General features: G+C 47.9%; 19 protein-coding genes. 10 read left to right on the top strand and 9 right to left on the bottom strand.

Going from position 1 to position 18,581, the window contains the following annotated elements; translation table 11 throughout:
- The first annotated feature begins 77 nt into the window (after positions 1-77).
- The 8 genes from ACJJI7_RS10920 (at position 78) to ACJJI7_RS10885 (ending at position 4,856) form a co-directional block, all read left to right on the top strand.
- Entirely contained in the window at positions 78-299 is a 222-nt protein-coding gene (locus tag ACJJI7_RS10920) for a hypothetical protein (protein WP_444902152.1), read from the top strand.
- A 323-nt stretch (positions 300-622) separates the two neighbouring features.
- On the top strand, positions 623-970 hold the full coding sequence (locus ACJJI7_RS10915) for a hypothetical protein (protein WP_444902153.1): 348 nt from the start codon (positions 623-625) through the stop codon (positions 968-970).
- A gap of 85 nt (positions 971-1,055) precedes the next feature.
- Positions 1,056-1,388, top strand: coding sequence for a hypothetical protein (locus ACJJI7_RS10910; protein ID WP_444902154.1), 333 nt, complete (start codon positions 1,056-1,058; stop codon positions 1,386-1,388).
- A 455-nt stretch (positions 1,389-1,843) separates the two neighbouring features.
- Positions 1,844-2,359 carry a hypothetical protein gene (locus ACJJI7_RS10905; protein ID WP_444902155.1) on the top strand — a complete coding sequence of 172 codons (516 nt, stop codon included), beginning with the start codon at positions 1,844-1,846 and terminating at the stop codon, positions 2,357-2,359.
- Between the two features lie 103 nt (positions 2,360-2,462).
- Complete coding sequence (locus ACJJI7_RS10900; protein ID WP_444902156.1) at positions 2,463-2,777, top strand: hypothetical protein; 315 nt, start codon at positions 2,463-2,465, stop codon at positions 2,775-2,777.
- A 122-nt stretch (positions 2,778-2,899) separates the two neighbouring features.
- Positions 2,900-3,550, top strand: a complete 651-nt coding sequence (locus ACJJI7_RS10895; protein WP_444902157.1) for a tetratricopeptide repeat protein — start codon at positions 2,900-2,902, stop codon at positions 3,548-3,550.
- 103 nt (positions 3,551-3,653) lie between these two features.
- Entirely contained in the window at positions 3,654-4,391 is a 738-nt protein-coding gene (locus ACJJI7_RS10890) for a hypothetical protein (RefSeq protein ID WP_444893096.1), read from the top strand.
- 102 nt (positions 4,392-4,493) lie between these two features.
- Positions 4,494-4,856 carry a hypothetical protein gene (locus ACJJI7_RS10885; RefSeq protein WP_444902158.1) on the top strand — a complete coding sequence of 121 codons (363 nt, stop codon included), beginning with the start codon at positions 4,494-4,496 and terminating at the stop codon, positions 4,854-4,856.
- 29 nt (positions 4,857-4,885) lie between these two features.
- On the opposite strand, the gene ACJJI7_RS10880 is transcribed toward ACJJI7_RS10885, so the two are convergent.
- The 3 genes from ACJJI7_RS10880 to ACJJI7_RS10870 all read right to left on the bottom strand — a co-directional run bounded on the left by ACJJI7_RS10880 (position 4,886) and on the right by ACJJI7_RS10870 (position 6,855).
- Positions 4,886-6,139, bottom strand: coding sequence for a Y-family DNA polymerase (locus tag ACJJI7_RS10880; RefSeq protein WP_444902159.1), 1,254 nt, complete (start codon positions 6,137-6,139; stop codon positions 4,886-4,888).
- Complete coding sequence (locus ACJJI7_RS10875; RefSeq protein ID WP_444902160.1) at positions 6,140-6,529, bottom strand: LexA family protein; 390 nt, start codon at positions 6,527-6,529, stop codon at positions 6,140-6,142.
- Positions 6,530-6,645: 116 nt separating this feature from the next.
- On the bottom strand, positions 6,646-6,855 hold the full coding sequence (locus tag ACJJI7_RS10870; RefSeq protein WP_444902161.1) for a hypothetical protein: 210 nt from the start codon (positions 6,853-6,855) through the stop codon (positions 6,646-6,648).
- Positions 6,856-7,071: 216 nt separating this feature from the next.
- Here ACJJI7_RS10870 and ACJJI7_RS10865 point away from each other — a divergent pair, with 216 nt between their 5' ends.
- A complete protein-coding gene (locus ACJJI7_RS10865; protein ID WP_444902162.1) occupies positions 7,072-7,413 on the top strand; it encodes a helix-turn-helix domain-containing protein in 342 nt (113 codons plus the stop codon).
- 528 nt (positions 7,414-7,941) lie between these two features.
- Here ACJJI7_RS10865 and ACJJI7_RS10860 read toward each other — a convergent pair.
- Positions 7,942-8,136 (bottom strand): hypothetical protein, encoded by a 195-nt coding sequence (locus ACJJI7_RS10860; RefSeq protein ID WP_444902163.1) that lies wholly within the window; start codon positions 8,134-8,136, stop codon positions 7,942-7,944.
- A gap of 97 nt (positions 8,137-8,233) precedes the next feature.
- On the opposite strand from ACJJI7_RS10860, the gene ACJJI7_RS10855 reads away from it, so the two are divergent.
- The gene (locus ACJJI7_RS10855) at positions 8,234-8,632 is read left to right on the top strand and encodes a hypothetical protein (protein ID WP_444902164.1); all 399 of its coding nucleotides are present in this window, start codon (positions 8,234-8,236) and stop codon (positions 8,630-8,632) included.
- 66 nt (positions 8,633-8,698) lie between these two features.
- Here the strand turns inward: ACJJI7_RS10855 and ACJJI7_RS10850 are convergent, their stop codons facing one another.
- The 5 genes from ACJJI7_RS10850 to ACJJI7_RS10830 form a co-directional block, all read right to left on the bottom strand.
- On the bottom strand, positions 8,699-9,814 hold the full coding sequence (locus ACJJI7_RS10850) for a TIR domain-containing protein (protein ID WP_444902165.1): 1,116 nt from the start codon (positions 9,812-9,814) through the stop codon (positions 8,699-8,701).
- 205 nt (positions 9,815-10,019) lie between these two features.
- On the bottom strand, positions 10,020-10,403 hold the full coding sequence (locus tag ACJJI7_RS10845; RefSeq protein WP_444902166.1) for a hypothetical protein: 384 nt from the start codon (positions 10,401-10,403) through the stop codon (positions 10,020-10,022).
- A gap of 15 nt (positions 10,404-10,418) precedes the next feature.
- Entirely contained in the window at positions 10,419-15,953 is a 5,535-nt protein-coding gene (locus tag ACJJI7_RS10840) for a hypothetical protein (RefSeq protein WP_444902167.1), read from the bottom strand.
- Between the two features lie 2 nt (positions 15,954-15,955).
- Positions 15,956-16,351 (bottom strand): hypothetical protein, encoded by a 396-nt coding sequence (locus ACJJI7_RS10835; protein ID WP_444902168.1) that lies wholly within the window; start codon positions 16,349-16,351, stop codon positions 15,956-15,958.
- Between the two features lie 4 nt (positions 16,352-16,355).
- Positions 16,356-18,578 (bottom strand): hypothetical protein, encoded by a 2,223-nt coding sequence (locus ACJJI7_RS10830; RefSeq protein ID WP_444902169.1) that lies wholly within the window; start codon positions 18,576-18,578, stop codon positions 16,356-16,358.
- Positions 18,579-18,581 lie beyond the last annotated feature (3 nt).

Raw genomic sequence — 18,581 nt, 5'->3', positions numbered from 1 at the left:
CGACCTCTATTCGGCGAGCTTAGCACCATCCACTAACATGAACTCAAGTCGCGACCAGAGGTAACTCCTCCCACCCAGTGGTATATGCAGGCGATGGCCAGAACACGGTACAGACTCACGGAGCCGGTGATCCAATGTCCAGTGTTTATGTCACTACTAAAACCCTACAGACCGATGGCGACGAAGCGGTAAACGTCTCCAACCATATAGCAGGCCTGGCATCTGAATATAGTGTCAAAGTGGCCAACCGCTTGGCTGTGCATAGCTCGATTACGACTATGGCGATACCAAGTAGTTAATACTGGCCGTAGTTATCAGTAGTAGAGTGAGCGTATCACCAGTGCGAAGGCCCGAATTATAGAGCCATGACTTACATCCACGGAGAGTTCCTCCTAACTTATTGATTTAATTACTGGTAAAGTATGTTCAAGAGCGGGTAGTTGAATCAGGCGACTTGAGCCAGTGGCTCACTATCTCCGGTTATTATTTGAACGAAAATTTATAACTTGCTGTAAATAAAAGCTTTTTTACTTAGCCTGAAGGGGCTACTTCAGAAATAGTGGCCAAATGGATAATGAGCCACTGGCTCATTAATAAACTGTTATACCTCTTGGCGGTTTAGATGAAGAGAGTACGTGAAATAGAAATAGCATTAAGGGATTCGATACTAGTTTCTCTCTCGATAGAATATGAGTATTACTCTGAGCTTTTGAAACAAGGCAACTCAGTTAATATGAAGTTTATTCGCTTTGATGAAGAGATAATTGAACTTCAGTTGCTCAATGTTTTGGAGGCCGACTTTTGCGATGATTACTCAGGTGTTTGCGTATCTCACATAAAAGCTTTGAGTCAAAATGATAGAATCACTTTATCATTGGATCCGTACGATGAACGTGTTGATGCTATTGAACAGAAAGACAATTTTGTGTTCACGGCTAAGCAATACTATATAAACGTAAGTCAGGTATAACAAGGTGATGATGTTCTTTCCGGCCCTGCGGGCCTCCACCGGACAGCCCACGCTACGTGTGGTCTGCCGCATATCACGGCGTTAAGTGAGTAATCCATTGAAACTAGTTACCAAAAAAGAACTAATTGAATATATTTGGAACTCGTGCAAATACGACGATGGTGCAATTGAATGGGCCAGCGGAAAGCTTTCGGATGGATATAAAATCCGCCTGGAGGAAGAACATAAAAATGTAGCACGTATCGGAATGCTGATGTCACATATTAGTGGGCATCTTACCGGTGACAACACGATAAGAACTATCAATGCAGCGGAGTATATTAATAGGGGTGAAATCCCTGAAGTGTTGGTAGGTTCAGATATTGAAAAATATTTCTCGGAAATATTTGAGAGTTTAAATAATGTCTCAAATCCGTAATCACTTAACAAGTAAAGGCAGCATCGCCCTTCGGGCTGGACGCGCTAACGCGCGCCGCTGCTTTAGGCGTTATGTTTCGAATGAGAAGTAAACGATGAATCTTGGATCGAAAGTAAAGCTTGTATCCTTTAATGGTGATTCTTTATCACCTCAAGACTGTGATCCTGCGGAGAACTACTGGAGATTAATAGGAGCGTACGGAACAATCGAAGAGTTAGAAAACTCTCGTGGGCGAGTTCTTGTGAGGTTCGAAAGAAATCTAAGTGAAATGGGGTTGCACTGTCACAATTCTTCTCCAAATAGCTTGTATATATCGCCATTAGATCTTGAAGTGAGGTCGTAGTAGCGTGAAACATAACAAGTACCGGCACAAGCGCGCACTTCGTGCGCTGGACTCGCAACAACAAGTTGCTCGCCTCTGCGGTGAGCGTTACACATCACAATAAGGAATAGCCATGTTTTATATTTTTGGCACACATAAATTTAGAAAAAGAAAGAATGCTATAAAAAAATCGTACTGTAAGAGTTGTAAAAGTGAAGAGATTAAAGTCGAATGGAAGTGGTTTTCATGGTTTCACATGTTTTTTATCCCATTAATTCCTCTTGGCAATAATAGTGTCTGGGTTTGTAATAAATGCGGTAGAGACAAGCAGGCAAATAGAGAAACATCTATCAGTGTCAAAGTTCTGATAATCTTGTTTCTATCGCTAGTATTCTTTTTATTTTTCACAAATGGTACTGAAAAAATAGAGATCTTAACGCTTTGGTCTATACGTGCAGCAGTGGCTTTAGCAGTAGCATATTTTGTTTTTACAATCATCAAGCATAAAGAAAGAAATCTTGGTAAAATTTTCAAAGATGTCCTTCCTTTAGAGGAAAATAGACAATGTTTGAATTGCGGAGGCAATCTAACGGGCAATCGTGTTCTGAGTTGTGATGGTTGTTCTGTAGAGACATATGATAATGTGTAACAAGGCCTTCAAATACGTTCTGGCCACAAAAGACGTGGCCTCCACCGGACTACCTACGCTGCGCTTCGGCAGCCGTTTATGGCGACGTTAACCCTAGGAAAGCATGATCAAGCTATTCGTAAAGAAAAGAGATCAAGTTCTTCTCGACGAGATGCTCTATGTCCTAAAAGAAACGTTGAGGTTGGCTAGAACCTCTGAAGATTCTATTTGGTCCGATATGAGCGTAGAGGAGATTTCCGGTATTTTAGGTAAGGCAATTGAAAAAATTGAGAACGGGAAATCTCCTTCAATGTTTAAACTCAAGTACTTATTTGCCCCAACAGGTCCAATCCAAGAAACATCAATGGAAAATGGGTGGTCCGATCCATACTTGAAGTTATCCGAACGCTTTGATGAGGTAGCGGAAAAGTGGGGTTAACAAGCCAGGCAGCTACGCCCAGCCCCTTCGGGACTCGGCTGGACGGCCTTCGCAGCGCGCTTCGCACGCTAAACGCTACGGCCGCCGCTGCTGGCGGCGTTAAATGTTTATAGGTTTATCTCATGAAAGTACTTATTTCTATACTTTTACTATTAATATCTTTTTCAATACATGCTGAACTCTCTGATAAGACCACAGAATTCATTAGAATTATGGAGGTGGGGTCGGAGAAGGGAAATCCTGTTGCCAAATTTCACTTAGGTAATGTTTATATGTATGGTTTAGAAAGTGTGCCAATAGATCAAAAGAAAGGGTTTTCATACTTATTAGAGGCCGCTGAACTCGGCCATACTCAAGCCCAATATAATGTGGCCGCTTCATATAAGTTAGGAGAAGGAGTGCCTCAGAATAGCAATATGGCTTTAAATTGGTATTTAGAAGCTGCAAAACAAGATCACCATCAAGCACAACTTCAGGCAGCACTTATCTACTATAACGATAAAAAATATTCGAAGGCAGTTAAGCTTTATAAACAATCTGCAAATAATGGAAATATTAATGCGCAGCTCTTGTTAGGTGGAGCATATCAGTATGGCCAGGGAGTACCTCAGAACTATAAAAGTGCATACATCTGGTACTCAATCGCAGCTGCAAGTGGAGATTCTGAATCTTCCGAGCTTCGCGATAATATATCCAAGAAGCTTGATTCTAACGCATTGTCAGAGGCTCAAAGTAAAGCTTCCGAAATTTTTGAGTCTATTTCAGAAAAATAAATATATTTAACAAGTTGCTCAAGCATCGTTTCGGTCAAAAGACGGCCTCCACTGGACTCGCTAGCGCTCGCCGCTTAGCAAAGCGTTAGGCAAAAGGAAAGATATGCCCTACGAACCAACTATTAAGCGGAATCCTAGACAATTAGCGATTGAACAGCATTTTCATACAGCTCATGCAATTTCTTTGTTCTATGACTCTGAAGGAAAAGTAGAAGTGATGGAGCTTTCTTCTGGCGAGATAGTTCGAAGGCATAAACGTGCCAAAATGTTCTGCACTAAACGAACGTGGGATCAGCGAGCTGAAACGGGATATATGGTGCCAATCGAAAATGCATTCCACGAAGAGATTGATAATATCAAAGCATTTTCCGAAAGAAACCATGAGGCAATATCTAAATACTGCCTTCTATGGCGGCTAAGGCACGAATATCATTTAAGTAACCCTGCTGATGCAGTGCTTAATGAGGTGTCTGGCTCTGGTCTAACCAAAGAACAGGAAGAAATACGAGAGAGCAAGGGTGCAGGATTTGTTCGTGATGGTGGAGTTGTAGTTTCCCGTTTTACTTCAGGCATTCAAATACAAACTATCCTTGACCGAGATTGGGGTACTTGCAGCCATTTTAAGTGGGGGTTAATCGAAGCTCAGGATGGGGAGTTTATTGTTGCAGATGGTTATGGAGATTTTGCTTTTATTCCTATATCACCAAAGAAAGCCTTCTGGGCTGGTGAAAATGACCAGAAAATTAATCGGCAGCAATTGGCTGATGTAAATAGAGAGTCGGTGTCGAGAGCAAAAGAATATTACTTTGCTCGTAAAATCAGTGAGTGCCCAATTGCCTAACAAACTAATCAACTACGCGCCTACGGCGCCGGACAGCTTACACTTCGCTTCGCTACGTTCCAGCTGCCGGTTATTGGGGCGTTATGCTCAGGTAGGAATGAAATGAATCGTATATTTCTCGCAATAATTTTGATCGCTATTGGCGGTTGCGCTTCTCAAGAGGTGAGGGATATAGAGCTTCCTGAAATCATGAGTATTGAAGGAAAAAATTTCATTTCTGCGGCAGCATTCAAAGAACATGAGTTAACTATTACCAGGCCGGAAAGGGGTGATTTAATAGTAAATATTCCTGAAAAAGAGGCGCCATTTTACTGGACTTGTGGCGGGGTCTACTGGGATGGGCTTATTCAAGGCCAAAATATCTTAGAAGAAGCAGATTTAGTCTTGGACTTTAAAGGCGTGAAAGAAGTTTGGGTCCCAATAGAAGGCAAGCCCAAGAAACTGTATATTTTCGAAGTCCGCTAGCATAATAAGGAAGTTGTGCTCGGGCTACCTCAAGTCATCACCCTAGGCAAATCACCCCACCTAGTCGTATATGCAGGCGATGTATAAGCCTGTCGCATCTTCCATTTTTTCTGGATTCCTTCAGCCCCCAGGAACAGAGTCCCCCGGCCAAATTTTTTATTGATCCGATCCATCGCCTGCATAGTCTCCCCAGCCCTTGCCGATTGGCCTGGCGTGAATAAATCACCCTGCCCTAGCGCGCGCGGGATAATCTCGACAAGCCCCACTCCTGCTTTCATAAAGCGGCACCCTGACCTGTACAGGCCAGCAACAGCATTTCTCACCAGACGCACGATTATTCGCGTATCGTCCGTAGGGTATGGTGTCTGCACAACTGTACTGCGGCTGTAGTAGTTGGGCTCATGGGGCGAGGTATGCAGAAATACATGAATCGACTTTACCAGCGATTTTTGCGCGCGCAGTTTCTCTGCTGCCCTGCTTGCATACAAGGTGGCTGCCTGCAGTATCGGCTGTAAGTCGGTAAGCTTTTCTCCAAAGGAGCGCGTGCAGTAGATCTGTTTCTTTGCTGGGGGCTCTTCCTCCAAACCCAGGCAGGGAATCCCGTTCAACTCCTCTATCGTTCGTTCAATATTCACATTGATATGACGGCGCAATATTTTCGGATTGGCCTGCGCCAGGTCATAGGCGGTCTGTATGCCAAAATCGGCCAGGCGCTTGGTGAGGCGTCGGCCTATGCCCCAGACATCATTGACGGCGGTACGGCGCTGCATCCACTGCCACTTTCCTGGCGTATCCAGTGCGCAAACGCCTTCACATTTAGGGATCTTCTTTGCTGCTCTATTGGCTAACTTGGCCAAGGTTTTACTAGGCCCGATACCTACACCTACAGGCATACGGATATCCCGCCAGAGCGTGCAGCGGATCTTGCGGCCATAATCCAGCCATTCCTCTTGCAGCCCGTGCAGGTCCATAAACATTTCATCAATGCTATACACCTCTACATTGGGGCTGAACTCTCGCAGGGTGGTCATTACCCGGTGGGAAATATCGCCATACAAGGGATAATTACTGGAGAAGATTGCCACCCGATGCACGCGCAACAAGTGCTCAATCTTAAAGAATGGTTCAAGATCGCCGATGCCTAATAGCTTCGCCTCTTTGGAGCGCGCCACCACAAAGCCATCGTTGTTGGAGAGAACCACTACAGGACGCCCGCGTAGGTCGGGCCGAAATATCTGTTCACAGCTAGCGTAACAGCTGTTGCAATCCACGAGTACCAGCATTCAGAGCAGACGGTGGTAACGCACCGAAGCCTTTACCACCCCTTCAACAATCAATTCCTGTCCCTCCCAGATGGGGATCGGGGTGTAATCGTCATTGGCAGAGAGCAGCCGTCCCTGCTGCTGGTCCAGCACTTTGCAGGTCAGCTGCCCATCCAGGGCCACCACAACCACATCGCCATGGGCAGGGGTCAGCGAGCGATCGACAATCAACAGATCCTTATCGAAGATGCCCAGCCCCATCATAGAATCCCCATTCGCCCGTGCCATAAAGGTTGCCGCAGGCTTGGTGATCAGGTGCTCATCCAGGCTTAGGGCTGCCTCCTTGTGGTCATCAGCAGGCGAAGGGAAGCCACAGGCGACGCCGTGACTATAGAGTGGGGAAAGCTTCATACTGAAATACCTGAATACTGTATATATATACAGTTTATTGCTACAGGTATCCAACAGACAAGGGGAATGAGTGACTATGAGGCCGGCACCACTCACGGCACCGGCCCCACAACCTGCTAAGCAGCCTCCTCGCTTGGCACTGCTCCGGCTGTAACTTTTCCTTCAATAGCAAAAATAACGCCCCTAAGAGTCTCCCCCACTTCCTCGCCAATAAGCTGCAGTAAAGCTGTACGGGCCAACTGATTCGGACAGTCCGCAACCCATTCCAGGCCGGCACATAGATTGTTGACGTAGTGAAGTTGTTGAATATGAGCAATCATTGGCATAGTCCACCTCCTGTAGGAACTACAAATCCTCCCTAATGCCGCCGAACGAATTCAGCACTTTATTCGGGCTTTTGACGACATACACCCCAACGCTACTACCCATTTCTCACTTTATAAATAGATATTCTGGATTATTTCTAAACTAGCAATGCAAAATGCTGCCTTATTTCTAAAATCGAAATTTCAAGGTTTATGTGGAGTGGTGACAGATAGTTGATGTTTGAGCCAGGCACACTGGGCAAGCGCCTGCGCGAAGCAAGGAAACGGGAAAGGATGACGGGGGCACAGCTGAGCCAGAGGCTAGGGCTTGCGCCTTCACAAATTTCGAAAATGGAAACAGGGGCTCAGCGGATTCCAGCTGAGTTGTTGCCGATATGGTGCGAGGCGGTGGGCACCACCTTGGCGGAAGTGTATGGAGTGGAGCTAAGGTACCACTTTGTGCAGATTCCATTTCCGCCCATTATAATAAGGCTTTATACTCAACTGCCTAAGGAGTGGCAACAACATGTGCAGAGAACTATTGAAAGTATCTATAGGTTATGGAAAAAAACGCAATAAATAATGGGTAGAACTTAGATAATATTAAGGCGCCGAAAAAAAGTTTATATACTTTCCAATTAGCTAAGAACAATAATTACATATCAAATAAAATTCATTAACTTATTAGCTATATATACAAAAAGCTTAAATTCTGCTCAAAATGGCAACCGCTAAACAAAAATTTCTTACTTATTCTTACTCTATATCGTTTGCATCGATTAATTTACAACCAACTAAACATCTTGGTACTAGGTAGTGAGATACTAAAGAGGCTGAATCATCTTTACTTAAAAGTTATGAAAATAGATAATTTCCAAAGGTGTCAGGTATTTACACCTAACTATCAAGACAAATAGATAACAATCAAAGCAAAAGAGATCGAGATGGACCTCAGATGACTGTAGCCAGTAGTGAGGAAAGTAAACTCAAGCCAATTAAAGGTATAAGTGATGAAGCTAGTGACTTTATCTTATGCATACTTCTTCATATGCTACTCCCTTTGCTACCCTTAATTGTCGAGACTTGGAAAACTGGAGGCAATCCCAGTCATGCCACAATGGCTATTTCAGCCTCAATGTATTCTATCGCTATTGGAATTTCTTCAAGAAACAAAGCCATATTTGGTATATGTGTATTTGTATGTGTAATATTTGCTGTCGTATTTGGGATGCTAAATGGAACTACTCCGAGTTCAGGGTCAAGCCCTTTGAATAACGTAGTTATAATATCAATGGTTGCCATGTCTGGAATTTTTATCACGCATGCATGTGAACGCTACAACAGACATGTGATTGAATGTGAACCTTTTTGGGACTTTGGAGTAAGGGGTGTAAATTAAATGGAAATTTTTACTCTCTACTTAATTCCTTTTTTTGCCATGGCACTTCCTGCTGCTGGACTATTCATATCCGCAAAAGATTTATTAAGTCGAATTTCACTTGAATCAAAACTAGCCAACCGTCTCGCCAGAAAGATAAGCAATGAAAATCTAGATATAACCTTAAAACTTGCTGCCGGAGAAATCACTGTAGAAGCTTTTTGTGGAACTAACGACGCATATAAAAATGCATCTCTTGAGATGCGAGACAAAATAATTGAAGTTCTTAATGAAATGTCTGAAAATGAAAAAGAAACAATATTAAAAATAATAAATCAACCCTCAAAAAAAGGGCAAACACATTATATCAAGAGAGTTGCAAACAAAACCCTTTCCTCTATGGAAACTCAAGCGGCATAACTTCTATACATGGTACCTTAAGGTAAGGTAATAAATTTCCCAACCTTAAGGTATCATTACAAACTACTAATCAAGTATACCTTCACGCTCTAATACTTGACGAACATCTTCAAATATTGCTGATATATTACCCTTTGGAAATCGCAACTGACCCAGTCCTTGTATATTACTAAATTGCTCACACCCTTCTTCTAGCAGGACTATTGCTCGAGTAAACCCAAGACGTCCCTGAAACAACCCCACCTCGTGAATTACATTCATCCGAGCATGATGGTTCCCATCAGCCTGCTCATCTTCTGCAGTCATCACCAAAAACGCTATACATGCCTGGTCCAGCATTTGTGCCAACCTAATAGTATTAGGAATACCCGCAACAGGTATACGATTAAACTCATCCCACGGTAGATCTACACGTTCATTAATAAAGTCTTTTAGATCCTTCCAAATCAAAGAGCGCCCATGGCCAATAAAAACATTAGTTCCCACCCTATTTTCCACGCCTTTTTTTCTCTCCAAATTCTTAATGTGCTCAGATAGCTTTATTAATTTACTTTTAAGTTCCCGACAAGACACAAAAGGTTGCTCTAATGAAAAGCATTCACCTATCAAGCTTATATGTGGCGGAACCCTTAAACCCTGCTCTATAGCAACAAAGTCAATCGAGGAGATTTTCCCTTTAGGTTTTACACTATCAATGTAATCTGATTTCTCATGTACTTTTAGGGATTCAATTTCGCCCATCAGTTTTTCCAGATAGCTGTCTCTATCTGAATAAAAACTTGAGTAAATTAAGGACAAAGCTGAAGACTTAATTACATCAAACTTTTTTTTCGCCTCTTTTCCCTTTAAATTATATTCTGCTAGTTGAAGTTCACCCACCCTATCAACGATGTGAGTGATCACATCCTTACCATCATACTGCTGCCAATCACCAGCTGTAAGGCCTTGATTTAACCCATCCGCTACACTAAATACAGCCCATGCAGGAGGCACTCCAAAATTCTTATAGTAGATAGACGATTGGTTTCCTAGCCAAGAACCTGACCACGATTTACCAATATCATTAGCCGCCTCTTGTAAAGCATTAACTTCTGCAGATTTTATATCAGTGGACTCTTCTAGCTCACTCAAAAGCAAATCTAATTCTTTAGAAACAGACATTTCCACTTCAACTTTAATCATTATCCAACTTGTCATTATACATAGTTAAATTTCGAGGTGAAAATATTTAAAATCCTCTAAATTTCACTATCAAAGTACTGATATTAAACTCACTCAACATTCCCAGTTGGTTTTACGCATATCATCTTGCCTTTATTTTTACCTTGAATGGCTAAACTACGATATACAAACAATAATTCTAGCTAGGAAATTTCACTCCACCTCATCAACCGCTTGGAATAGCCATAGCCGCAATAGAACTATGCACAGCTAAGCGGTTTGCCACCTCAACAATACAACTCGCTACTAAATCAGCAGCATGATCGGCGACATTTACCGGCTGGCCTGCATCGGTCTGCAGAGTCTTGGTGGTTACATAAACGCTGGACATTAGATCGCCGGCACCATCGGTCTGTACGTTGTTCTGATCATCGATAACAGCAATGGTGCATTTAAGCACTGCAGCCGCTTGAGCATCGCTATTAGTGGGCTCTGTGGCCTGAGTTACCGTTGCGCGCACAATAGTGCCGGCACTGTGGCCATCATCGATGGTGTAGGCGAACTGCCAGGCCTCCAGGCCTGGCACTGTAATCGGGGAAAAGCTGGGCATTATCTATTCCTTTGCTTAATCAGATTTATGTACGCCGTTATGGGTGATGATGCGGTGCTGGGGATCAACGCCAGCAGCGTAGCTCTTACCACCTACAGAGACCTTGTACACGGTGTGCAGGCAAGCGCATTCGACCCGCTCGACACGCTCCCAGGTGAGCGGGTCTTCTTCATGCAAAACCCCCAGCTCAACGCCCTGGCAGTGCTGCGCCTCGTATACTTGGCCTGCACGGTCGGTGACGGGGGTTTCACGGCTGCAAATTACCTGGGCACCGCTTGTTGTGGTGAGCAATACACAGGGTATTTCTGGCTCTGCATCTACCGCACCAATAATGGGGCATAGATGGGTTTCCTCGTCGCCGGTATCCCAGCAGTCGATCAGGTCTCCGCTTTCGCAGTTTTCCGCAAGTAAACCTTCGCGCAGCCAAGTGCCTGCAGCAACGCACCAAGGGTCTCTAGGGACCGTAGTGCCGCCGCCATTGCTCGGGGTTGTAATGGTGCCTATACCTCGGCGCCAGGTGCTGGCAGCCAGCTGGTAAATGTTCGTGGTCGCGTAATAGGTAACAGCGCCGCCCTGAGTGCCTGGATCATCACAGTACACATAATATTTAGTGCTGAAGGACAAACCAGTGATACTGCCACTGTTGTAATTAACAATGCCGAAACCAAACTGCACCGAATGTGCGGCAACTGTGATTTTTGCGGTACTGCCATCATCTGAGGCGGATAGCGCGGAACTGGTCGGCAGGCTAGCAATGCCAGCTTGAATCATCGGCAGATTGCGCTGGTCCTGCACTTCCACCACATCGATTTTTACATAATCAATTAAGGTAACGCCCGTTTTAGTCGGATAATTACAATAAAAAATCGGGGTAATAAAACGTACTTTGTTCTGCAGCTTGGCCGGGTTGCCAATATGGTTTGCCCCCCTTGTACCACTGTACTCAGCGTTACCACTGGAGTTGCCTTTGACATAGGCCACCAGCGTCTGCCAGTACTGCCCTACTAGATTTAAACCTGCACCCAAAATGTAGTGCTGACTGCTTACATTTTCGACACCGGTGGTGTTACAGAGCTTGCCCGCACCATCATATCCGGCCACGCCGGCATACATGGTGCGATCAGCATCACCATTGCTATACACATAAACCCTGGCCTCAAGCCGGTACAACTTACTGGGGTCAAAAGGAATTTTCTCCTGATGCAACATTGTCACAGAATCAACAAGGCGAGCCGCGCTACCACCAATCTTTACTTGGCTGCTGTCTGTGTATAAAGCTTGAGTGCCAGCAGCATAATTTTCCCAATACTGCGGATAATTACTATCAGAAAAGTCCTCTAAAAAGGTATTTCGCATGGAGCGGATTTGCGCGCGTTCCTGTGCAGTAGCGCCAACGGTGGCACCGTCCTCGGGTTTATTGGTCCCGTAGATTTCTTCCCAGTCTGCGCGAGCACCGGCAATCTGATCGATCTTAATCAGCACTTTTTGTCGTGTGCTGTATACCGCCTGCCATTTGGCTTTCCAGGTGATGCGATCAATGCTGGTGACTGTTGAGGTATTGCCCAGACCTGCGCCGCTGAGATAACTGGATAGTGCTGTTATCGCACCGCTGTAGTTGGTTTTCTCAGTGGTGATCCCGTAGCTATTGGCTTGTCCTTCGATATCGGCCTGCTCTGCCAGGATCTGGTTGTATTCACGTACTGCGGTTAATTTCTCTGTTGGGTGGAGTTTGCCATCTGCGGCTATGTTGCTGAGGTCCAGCAGTGCGGCGGCGGCATCGGTCTGCGCTTCTGCAGCTGCATTGGCGGCGGCCTCGGCTTTGGCATCTGCTGCAGACACGCCTAGTAATGCCTCGGGGTCACCACTACCGCCGAGGGTAACCACAATACCCCCGTAACTTCCCCCATCTGCGGCGTTGGACCAGATAGAGATTTCATTGGCACCGGCCTGCAGAGTGACTGGGAAGCTGTACCACTGGGTTGCGTCATTCGGCCCACTCATTTCTCCAACCTGGGCACCATTCAAACCAACGCGCGGACCGCCCTCGGCGTCGTATGCCAACACATGGATAAAGCCTCGGCCAGCAGTGGCATTAAAGGAATATTTAGTACCCCCGGCATAGTTGGTATTGGTAGGCCAGATTAGTCCGGTAGGCCGTCCATCCCACTGAAACTGCAGCGTGGCCCCGACCATGCCCGCTTCGCGCGCCTGTTGGGCGATAGCGTTAAGCAGAACCTGGCGCGCACTGTACACCGCCTCCCAATTGGCATTCCAAATAGTACGGCTGATCGAAGTGTTGGCTGCGGTATCGTTCCAGGTTGGAGACAGCCCGCCCAGGTAACTGGTCAGTGCGGCCAGGTTGCCGGTGTAATTGCCTTTTTCGATCACCAGGCCAGCACCATCGGCTTGGGCTTCAATACCCACTTGTTCCGCCTGAAGCTGGGCATACTCGCGAATCACAATGAGCTTTTCGTTTTGATGTAAAACACCATCGGCGGCGATGTTATCCAGGTCTGCCAATGCGGCATCAGCATCCGCCTGTGCGGCTTCGGCCTTGTCGATTGCCTGTTGTACTTCAGGGTCGAGTGCCGGGTCTTCATAGTCGGTATAGGGCGTGCGCGACTTGGGTACAAACATCAGGCGCGCGGCGTTAGTGCCTAAACAGGTGCCCCCGTGCCCAGCATTACCAGGGCTATCCGGGCTTTCCCCATAACATGCAATTATTTTGCTGTTACTGAGTATTGGCATCGGGTTCTGGGTACCGTCTATCAACAGCACTATGCTGCCAGGGGCACCACCGCCACCACTGCCTCCAGGCACCTGAATTACATTGCCATCACCGGTGGTACCGGGACTCCCATCTTCACCGGAGTTTTCTATTTTGCCGCTGACACCAATGGCGATACCCCGCGCGATTACAACAATCCCAGCACCGCCCTTTCCACCTAAACCACCGCGTCCGCTGGGTTCATAACTGCCATCAAAGGAATAGAAAGAAGAGTGACCACCACGCGCTCCACCAGAGCCGGATAGATCATCTGGGAGGCCTTGTAGATCTCCGCCGTTATTCTCGATATTGAGAGGCGGCATTACCTCATTGCGCCCTTTGACAGTTTTCCCCCAAGCTCCCCGGGCGGTTCCTCGGTTGACAGTCTCTTGGGCATTTTTTAACTGGCCGGCACCGCCGTAACAGGAACCGAGAAAGCCCACGCCATTATTGGTGGGGATTCCTTGTAAAGTGCCGTCAATTTGCAATACACCGCGCACACGCAGCTCAACATTATTATTTACTGTGAGAGTACGGCCAGCGGGGATAGTGAGGTCACCCGGATAGTAATAAATTGCGCGGCTATCGCCATTGCCAGTTAAGGTGCCATCAGCAGTTAAAAAGCCGCTGGCATCGATACTCAAGCCACTGGCCGTCATGGCCGCACCTTCAGCGCTGTACCAGGCATCCGGTAATTCTGCGCTAGTACTATCGGCCTGATCGGCAATCATGCCCGCGGGCTGGTAGCTGCCGAATAGATCTACGGATACCGCACCGCTCACCTGATCGATACTGATGCGCTGCACTTCCATAGCGCGGTCCAGGCTGTACTCATCGAGGCCCAGTGCTGGCAGCAGCCGAATATAGTCCACGTCATAGCTATAGTCTGCGCTGTGGTCGTGACCAATATCGAAACGAATTAAAGAAACTTGGTTGCCGGTCCAGTCGCTATTATTCGTGAGGTTCAGAACTAATTCCTGCCACTCCTCTTTAGCCTCGTTTAGGCGCTCAATCAGGTCCAGCATTTCCGCAGTACCAGCGGAAAAATAACTGCTGCTCTCGGTGTGTTTAAAAAATAACTTGCTACCGCTGCCCGCTGCTATGGGCTCGTCGCTGGTACGGCGCACACGCAATTTAATAAAGGGCAGATCCGCCCCTAAAAACGTGGGTGCAAAGCTGCGACTGATCCAGGGATTTTCACCTTTTACTGTTACCGAAAGGACGCCATTGCTTACGCTGGAACTGGTGATGCCATCGCGAGGGGTCCAGCCTTCGCTGTCACTACCAAAATTAAAATCGTAGGGCCTGTCTCCGCGGATAGAGTGATCGCGCAATTGCGGCAGGCTCACCCGTACAATATCCCCCACTTCCAAGTCGTTATTGCTCGGCAGTAATCCCAGGCGCAGACTGAGCGGTGGGCCGGCGAAACGATCGCGCAAAGCATCGAAAGTGTTTTTTATTGTGGTATAGGTATGGCGCGAATTATGCAGACCGCGAAATTTTAGGGTGTGTTGCTTGGCCTCGCCATGAATAGCCACCGAGTCCGCATCAATTAAATTATTCGAGCGCAAAAACTTGCCATCGAATCCGGGCTGCTCAAACCAGCTCCATTGCACCGAGAAGATATTGCGCACCCCGGCCAGGTTGTATTTCAATTCACCCAGGCTTTTCACATCATCGGGGCCTATGGTGGCCACAGTGCCGGATTCAGCCAGCACCCCAGCCATACGGCGAAAGCCCAGCTGGCCGGCCGCATTAACCGGCATAAAGGCACCGAGCAATAAATTAATCTCAGTCTCGATAAACTTCTTGCCGTCGGTTTTTTCCAGGCCATCGAAGCGCAGGATCTTGCCTTTGCTATTGTCGCTGGGCTTGTACCAGTCGGCGCCGATATTTTGGAATTCATCCAGTACCACAAAGGCAGGATCTATGCCCAGGTGCCAATTACTGGGTAGTACGTTATTAGTGCCGAGAATCTTTCCGGTCAACAGTGCATAGGCCAGCTGGGGGCCAGGGCCCTCCAGGTAGATAAACTCTTCAACTTCTACGCCGCTTTCGTCGTCGCTGTCTTCGGGCAATTCATGGTCGCGGGCAAAGGTGCCGAACAAACCCCTGGCGCAGTTGGTAAAGCTACTACCGGTTTTGCCGGTTGCGCGCACAATTTCAAAGCCATCCTGATATTTAATTTTCAGGTAATACACTGATTGGCCAGGGGCATCGCCATAGGCGATAGTGTGCGGGCTGGCTTCAAAGCTGCTGGTATCGAATACCTGCAGGGTGGTATCGGCTTTGGCAAAATTGGCAGCCAGGCGCGTGGTATTGGGTACAAAAATGTCGCGACGCATCTCCCGCTGGATATCCCGGCAGCGCACCCGGTAGATGCCCTCAGCATAGGAAATGGACTCCTCGGCAATCTGGGTTTGCTCCAAGCGGAACTCATCCCAGTCGAGCCCAGCAAAACCCTGATACAGCCGCACCGTGCGGCCCTTGATGCCGTTGCCCTGCTCCAGCTCATCACGCAGCACATAGGACAGCTGGCCACCAATATCTACCACCTCAAACGAGATAGCACCAATCTGCGCCAGGCCCTGCTCTGGGATTAATTTTTGGCTGGTAGCGCTGCACTTTTTCAGGGAACCCAGAATCGCGTTAGCAGGTAGGCCAGGAATATCATTGTGGCTGGTGATATACAACGGCAAGTCAAAACCGATCTCGATCACCAGGCGCAGCTCACGCTGTGCAGCTTGATTGTGCAGGTCAAAAGTTTCTGTATTGTTGCGCATGATTAAGCGATAACTTGAACGGTAGTAAAAGAGAAAATAAAGCGGCCATCTTTCTGACGCTTCTCTTTGAAGGATTTGAATTTAAGTTGTACTTGCTGTGGGAAGTCAGCAGTGGCTTCAGTGCCGTATGCATCGAAAGTGAAATACTCACCGAAGGCGCAGCTTCTTTTAAACTCCCGCCAACGGGCCAACTCTGTGTAGGTGAGTTTTAGCGGTACCGTCTGGCAAAGGTATTCTTCTTCAAGGCGGTAAACTGTGTATTCCGTTTTGCCACTAAGCGCTTTGTGCTCTTTGCCTTCGGGGCGGTCACTGCAGTCATAGCGTTTTAGCTTGGCCTCAATCTGATAATCACTGCCATCGCCAACCAGTGCGCGTGTTGGGGTGTATTGGATTAGCATCGCTCTATCCCCTCAGTTCCTGACCTTGGCGGCTATCCTTATCGAATAGCACTAAATCCCCCTCACTCATTTTCGTTTTAATTTCCTCAATAAATCGCTCAGCACTGTCTCCAACAACATCTCCGTGAAATTCAAAAATATATTGGCTTGCTGGCTGTTGCGCCTCACCTTCCACAAAACCATCACTACCTGAACTGGCTAAGCTCTCTGATGGGGTGGCGGCTACGGCACTGCCAGTACTCACATTGGGCGCGCTGGCATCACCGGAAACCCCGCCGGGCGCTTTCAGCGATGACAACATGCCGGCAATCTGCACCCCTTGGGTGATAGCCCCGGCGATCATTGGAATATTTTGTGGAAATCCAATCTCTGATGCCTTGGCAATATTTTTTGCCAGTGAAACTCCTGTGGAAAATACGGCCATGGCCATCTCTGCCTTTGCCGCTTTTTGGTTGTAGGCAGCAGCGGCAGACAAGATTTGCCCTGCACCGGCGACAAAAATTTGCAGTTTGCTTTTGTTGGAAGCCTGATCCAGTTTTTCACGCTGCTTGCGATGCTTCTGTTCCAGATTGGTGAGGCTGCGCTCATATTCGTCGCGGGCAATTATTTTTTTAGCGTAAGACTGATCCAGCAGGGCCATTTCTTCATCCTGCTGTACTTGCAGCTGCTCCATTTCGGTAAGCCAGGAAAGCTGCAGGGTTTCCAGGCGGGCCACCATACGCTGGCGCTCCGCTTCTGTGAGGCCATCTGCACCGGCTTGGCCCTCTTCGCCTTCACCATTGGCTGTGCGCGCCTGCTCTTCGGCCAGGGCCATTTGGTAGCGCTCTTTCTCGCGCTCGGAATACTCAGCGCGCAGAGCCTCGATAGAATCGAAACCCCGCTTGGTAAGTTCCTGTTCAGCGAGTTGCAGCGCTGCGATTTGCTGTAATCGCTGTTCATGATCGAGTTGAATCTTGCCGCGCTGGTCGGCCAGGAATTGATCCAGCTGGATTAGCTGGGCACTACCGGCTTCCTCAGCCATTGCACGCTGTTGGGCAATACGGTCGCGCTCTGTCTGCTCCCTGGCTGCTGCAGCGGCCTCTTCAGCTTTCCGCTCTTCTTCCTGACGCTTTTTCTGCGCAGCAATTTGTGCACTCTGCAACTCGGCAAGCTGGCCGCGTATCTTCTCGGATTTATTGCGGTGAATTTCGACCTGAATCTGGATACCTTCAGCTTCCGCCTTGGCCAACATCTGCTGGTGCCAAACATACTGTTGATGCAGTTCGGCAAACTGGGTGCGCTGTTTTTCGTCATCGGTGGGTGCAATACCTCTGCGCAGGGTATCCACTACACCGGTTAATTTCTGAATCCCTGCAGTGGCAATACTGGTTGAGCCGCTGGTTTCGCTGAGGCCTTCAAGAAATTCCTGCCAGGATTGGGCGAGAGAATCTGTTGCACCGGTAAGACCACCGGCTTCAGCCGCACCGGCGCCGCCCACTTGCTGCTCCAACTTGAGCAAAATCATACGCTGGGCTTCAGCCACCCGGCCCGACTGCTCCAGGGTTTTAATTTGCTCCTTCTCTTGCGCAGTGAAACTCACCCCGGCGCGCTTAAGGGCTGTCAACCCGGTCGATGGCTCTTCCAAGGCTTTGCCCAGCTGCAGCGCTGCACTCTTGGCATCGCCACCCATAACGGCCGATAAATCCTGACTCAGTCGAATAGCATCATCAAAGACTGGCCCCTGCACGCCCTTAAAGGTGAGTAGAACCCCCTGAGCTTCACGAATACCGGTAACACTGGCCAGGGTAGCGCGGGCCACTGAGCGCGCCTGGTCATCCAGCTGTTGTGCAGTGCGACCACTGGCACTGCCAGTAGCTTTAAGCAGCGCCTCAATCTTGAGCTGCTGCCGCTCCATTTCTTCACCGGCGCGAATGCTCTGATAAAACACTGCAGTAACACCGGCTACCCCTGCACCAAACAGTGCCCAACTAGCCGCACCATTTGTCAGCAGACCATTGAGCGCGCCGACTCGACCGGAAACACCGCCCAAGGGGCCATCAATAGCAGCAACACCCTGGGCGGCACCGCGCATTGAGCGGCCGAAAACATCACCGGCGGCGCTGGTGGACTTCATTTCCCGTGTGAGTTGTTTATTGCGCGCGGTCGCCTGGGCCATCTCCCGCTTGTATTGGGTGGAGCGCAGCTCCAGGTTCGCCACCATAGTGGCCATGGAAGTTTGTTTTGCCATTGC

Source organism: Microbulbifer variabilis (genome assembly GCF_056232115.1).
The sequence above is the reverse complement of the archived record's forward strand: the minus strand, read 5'-3'. Positions and strand labels throughout refer to the sequence as shown.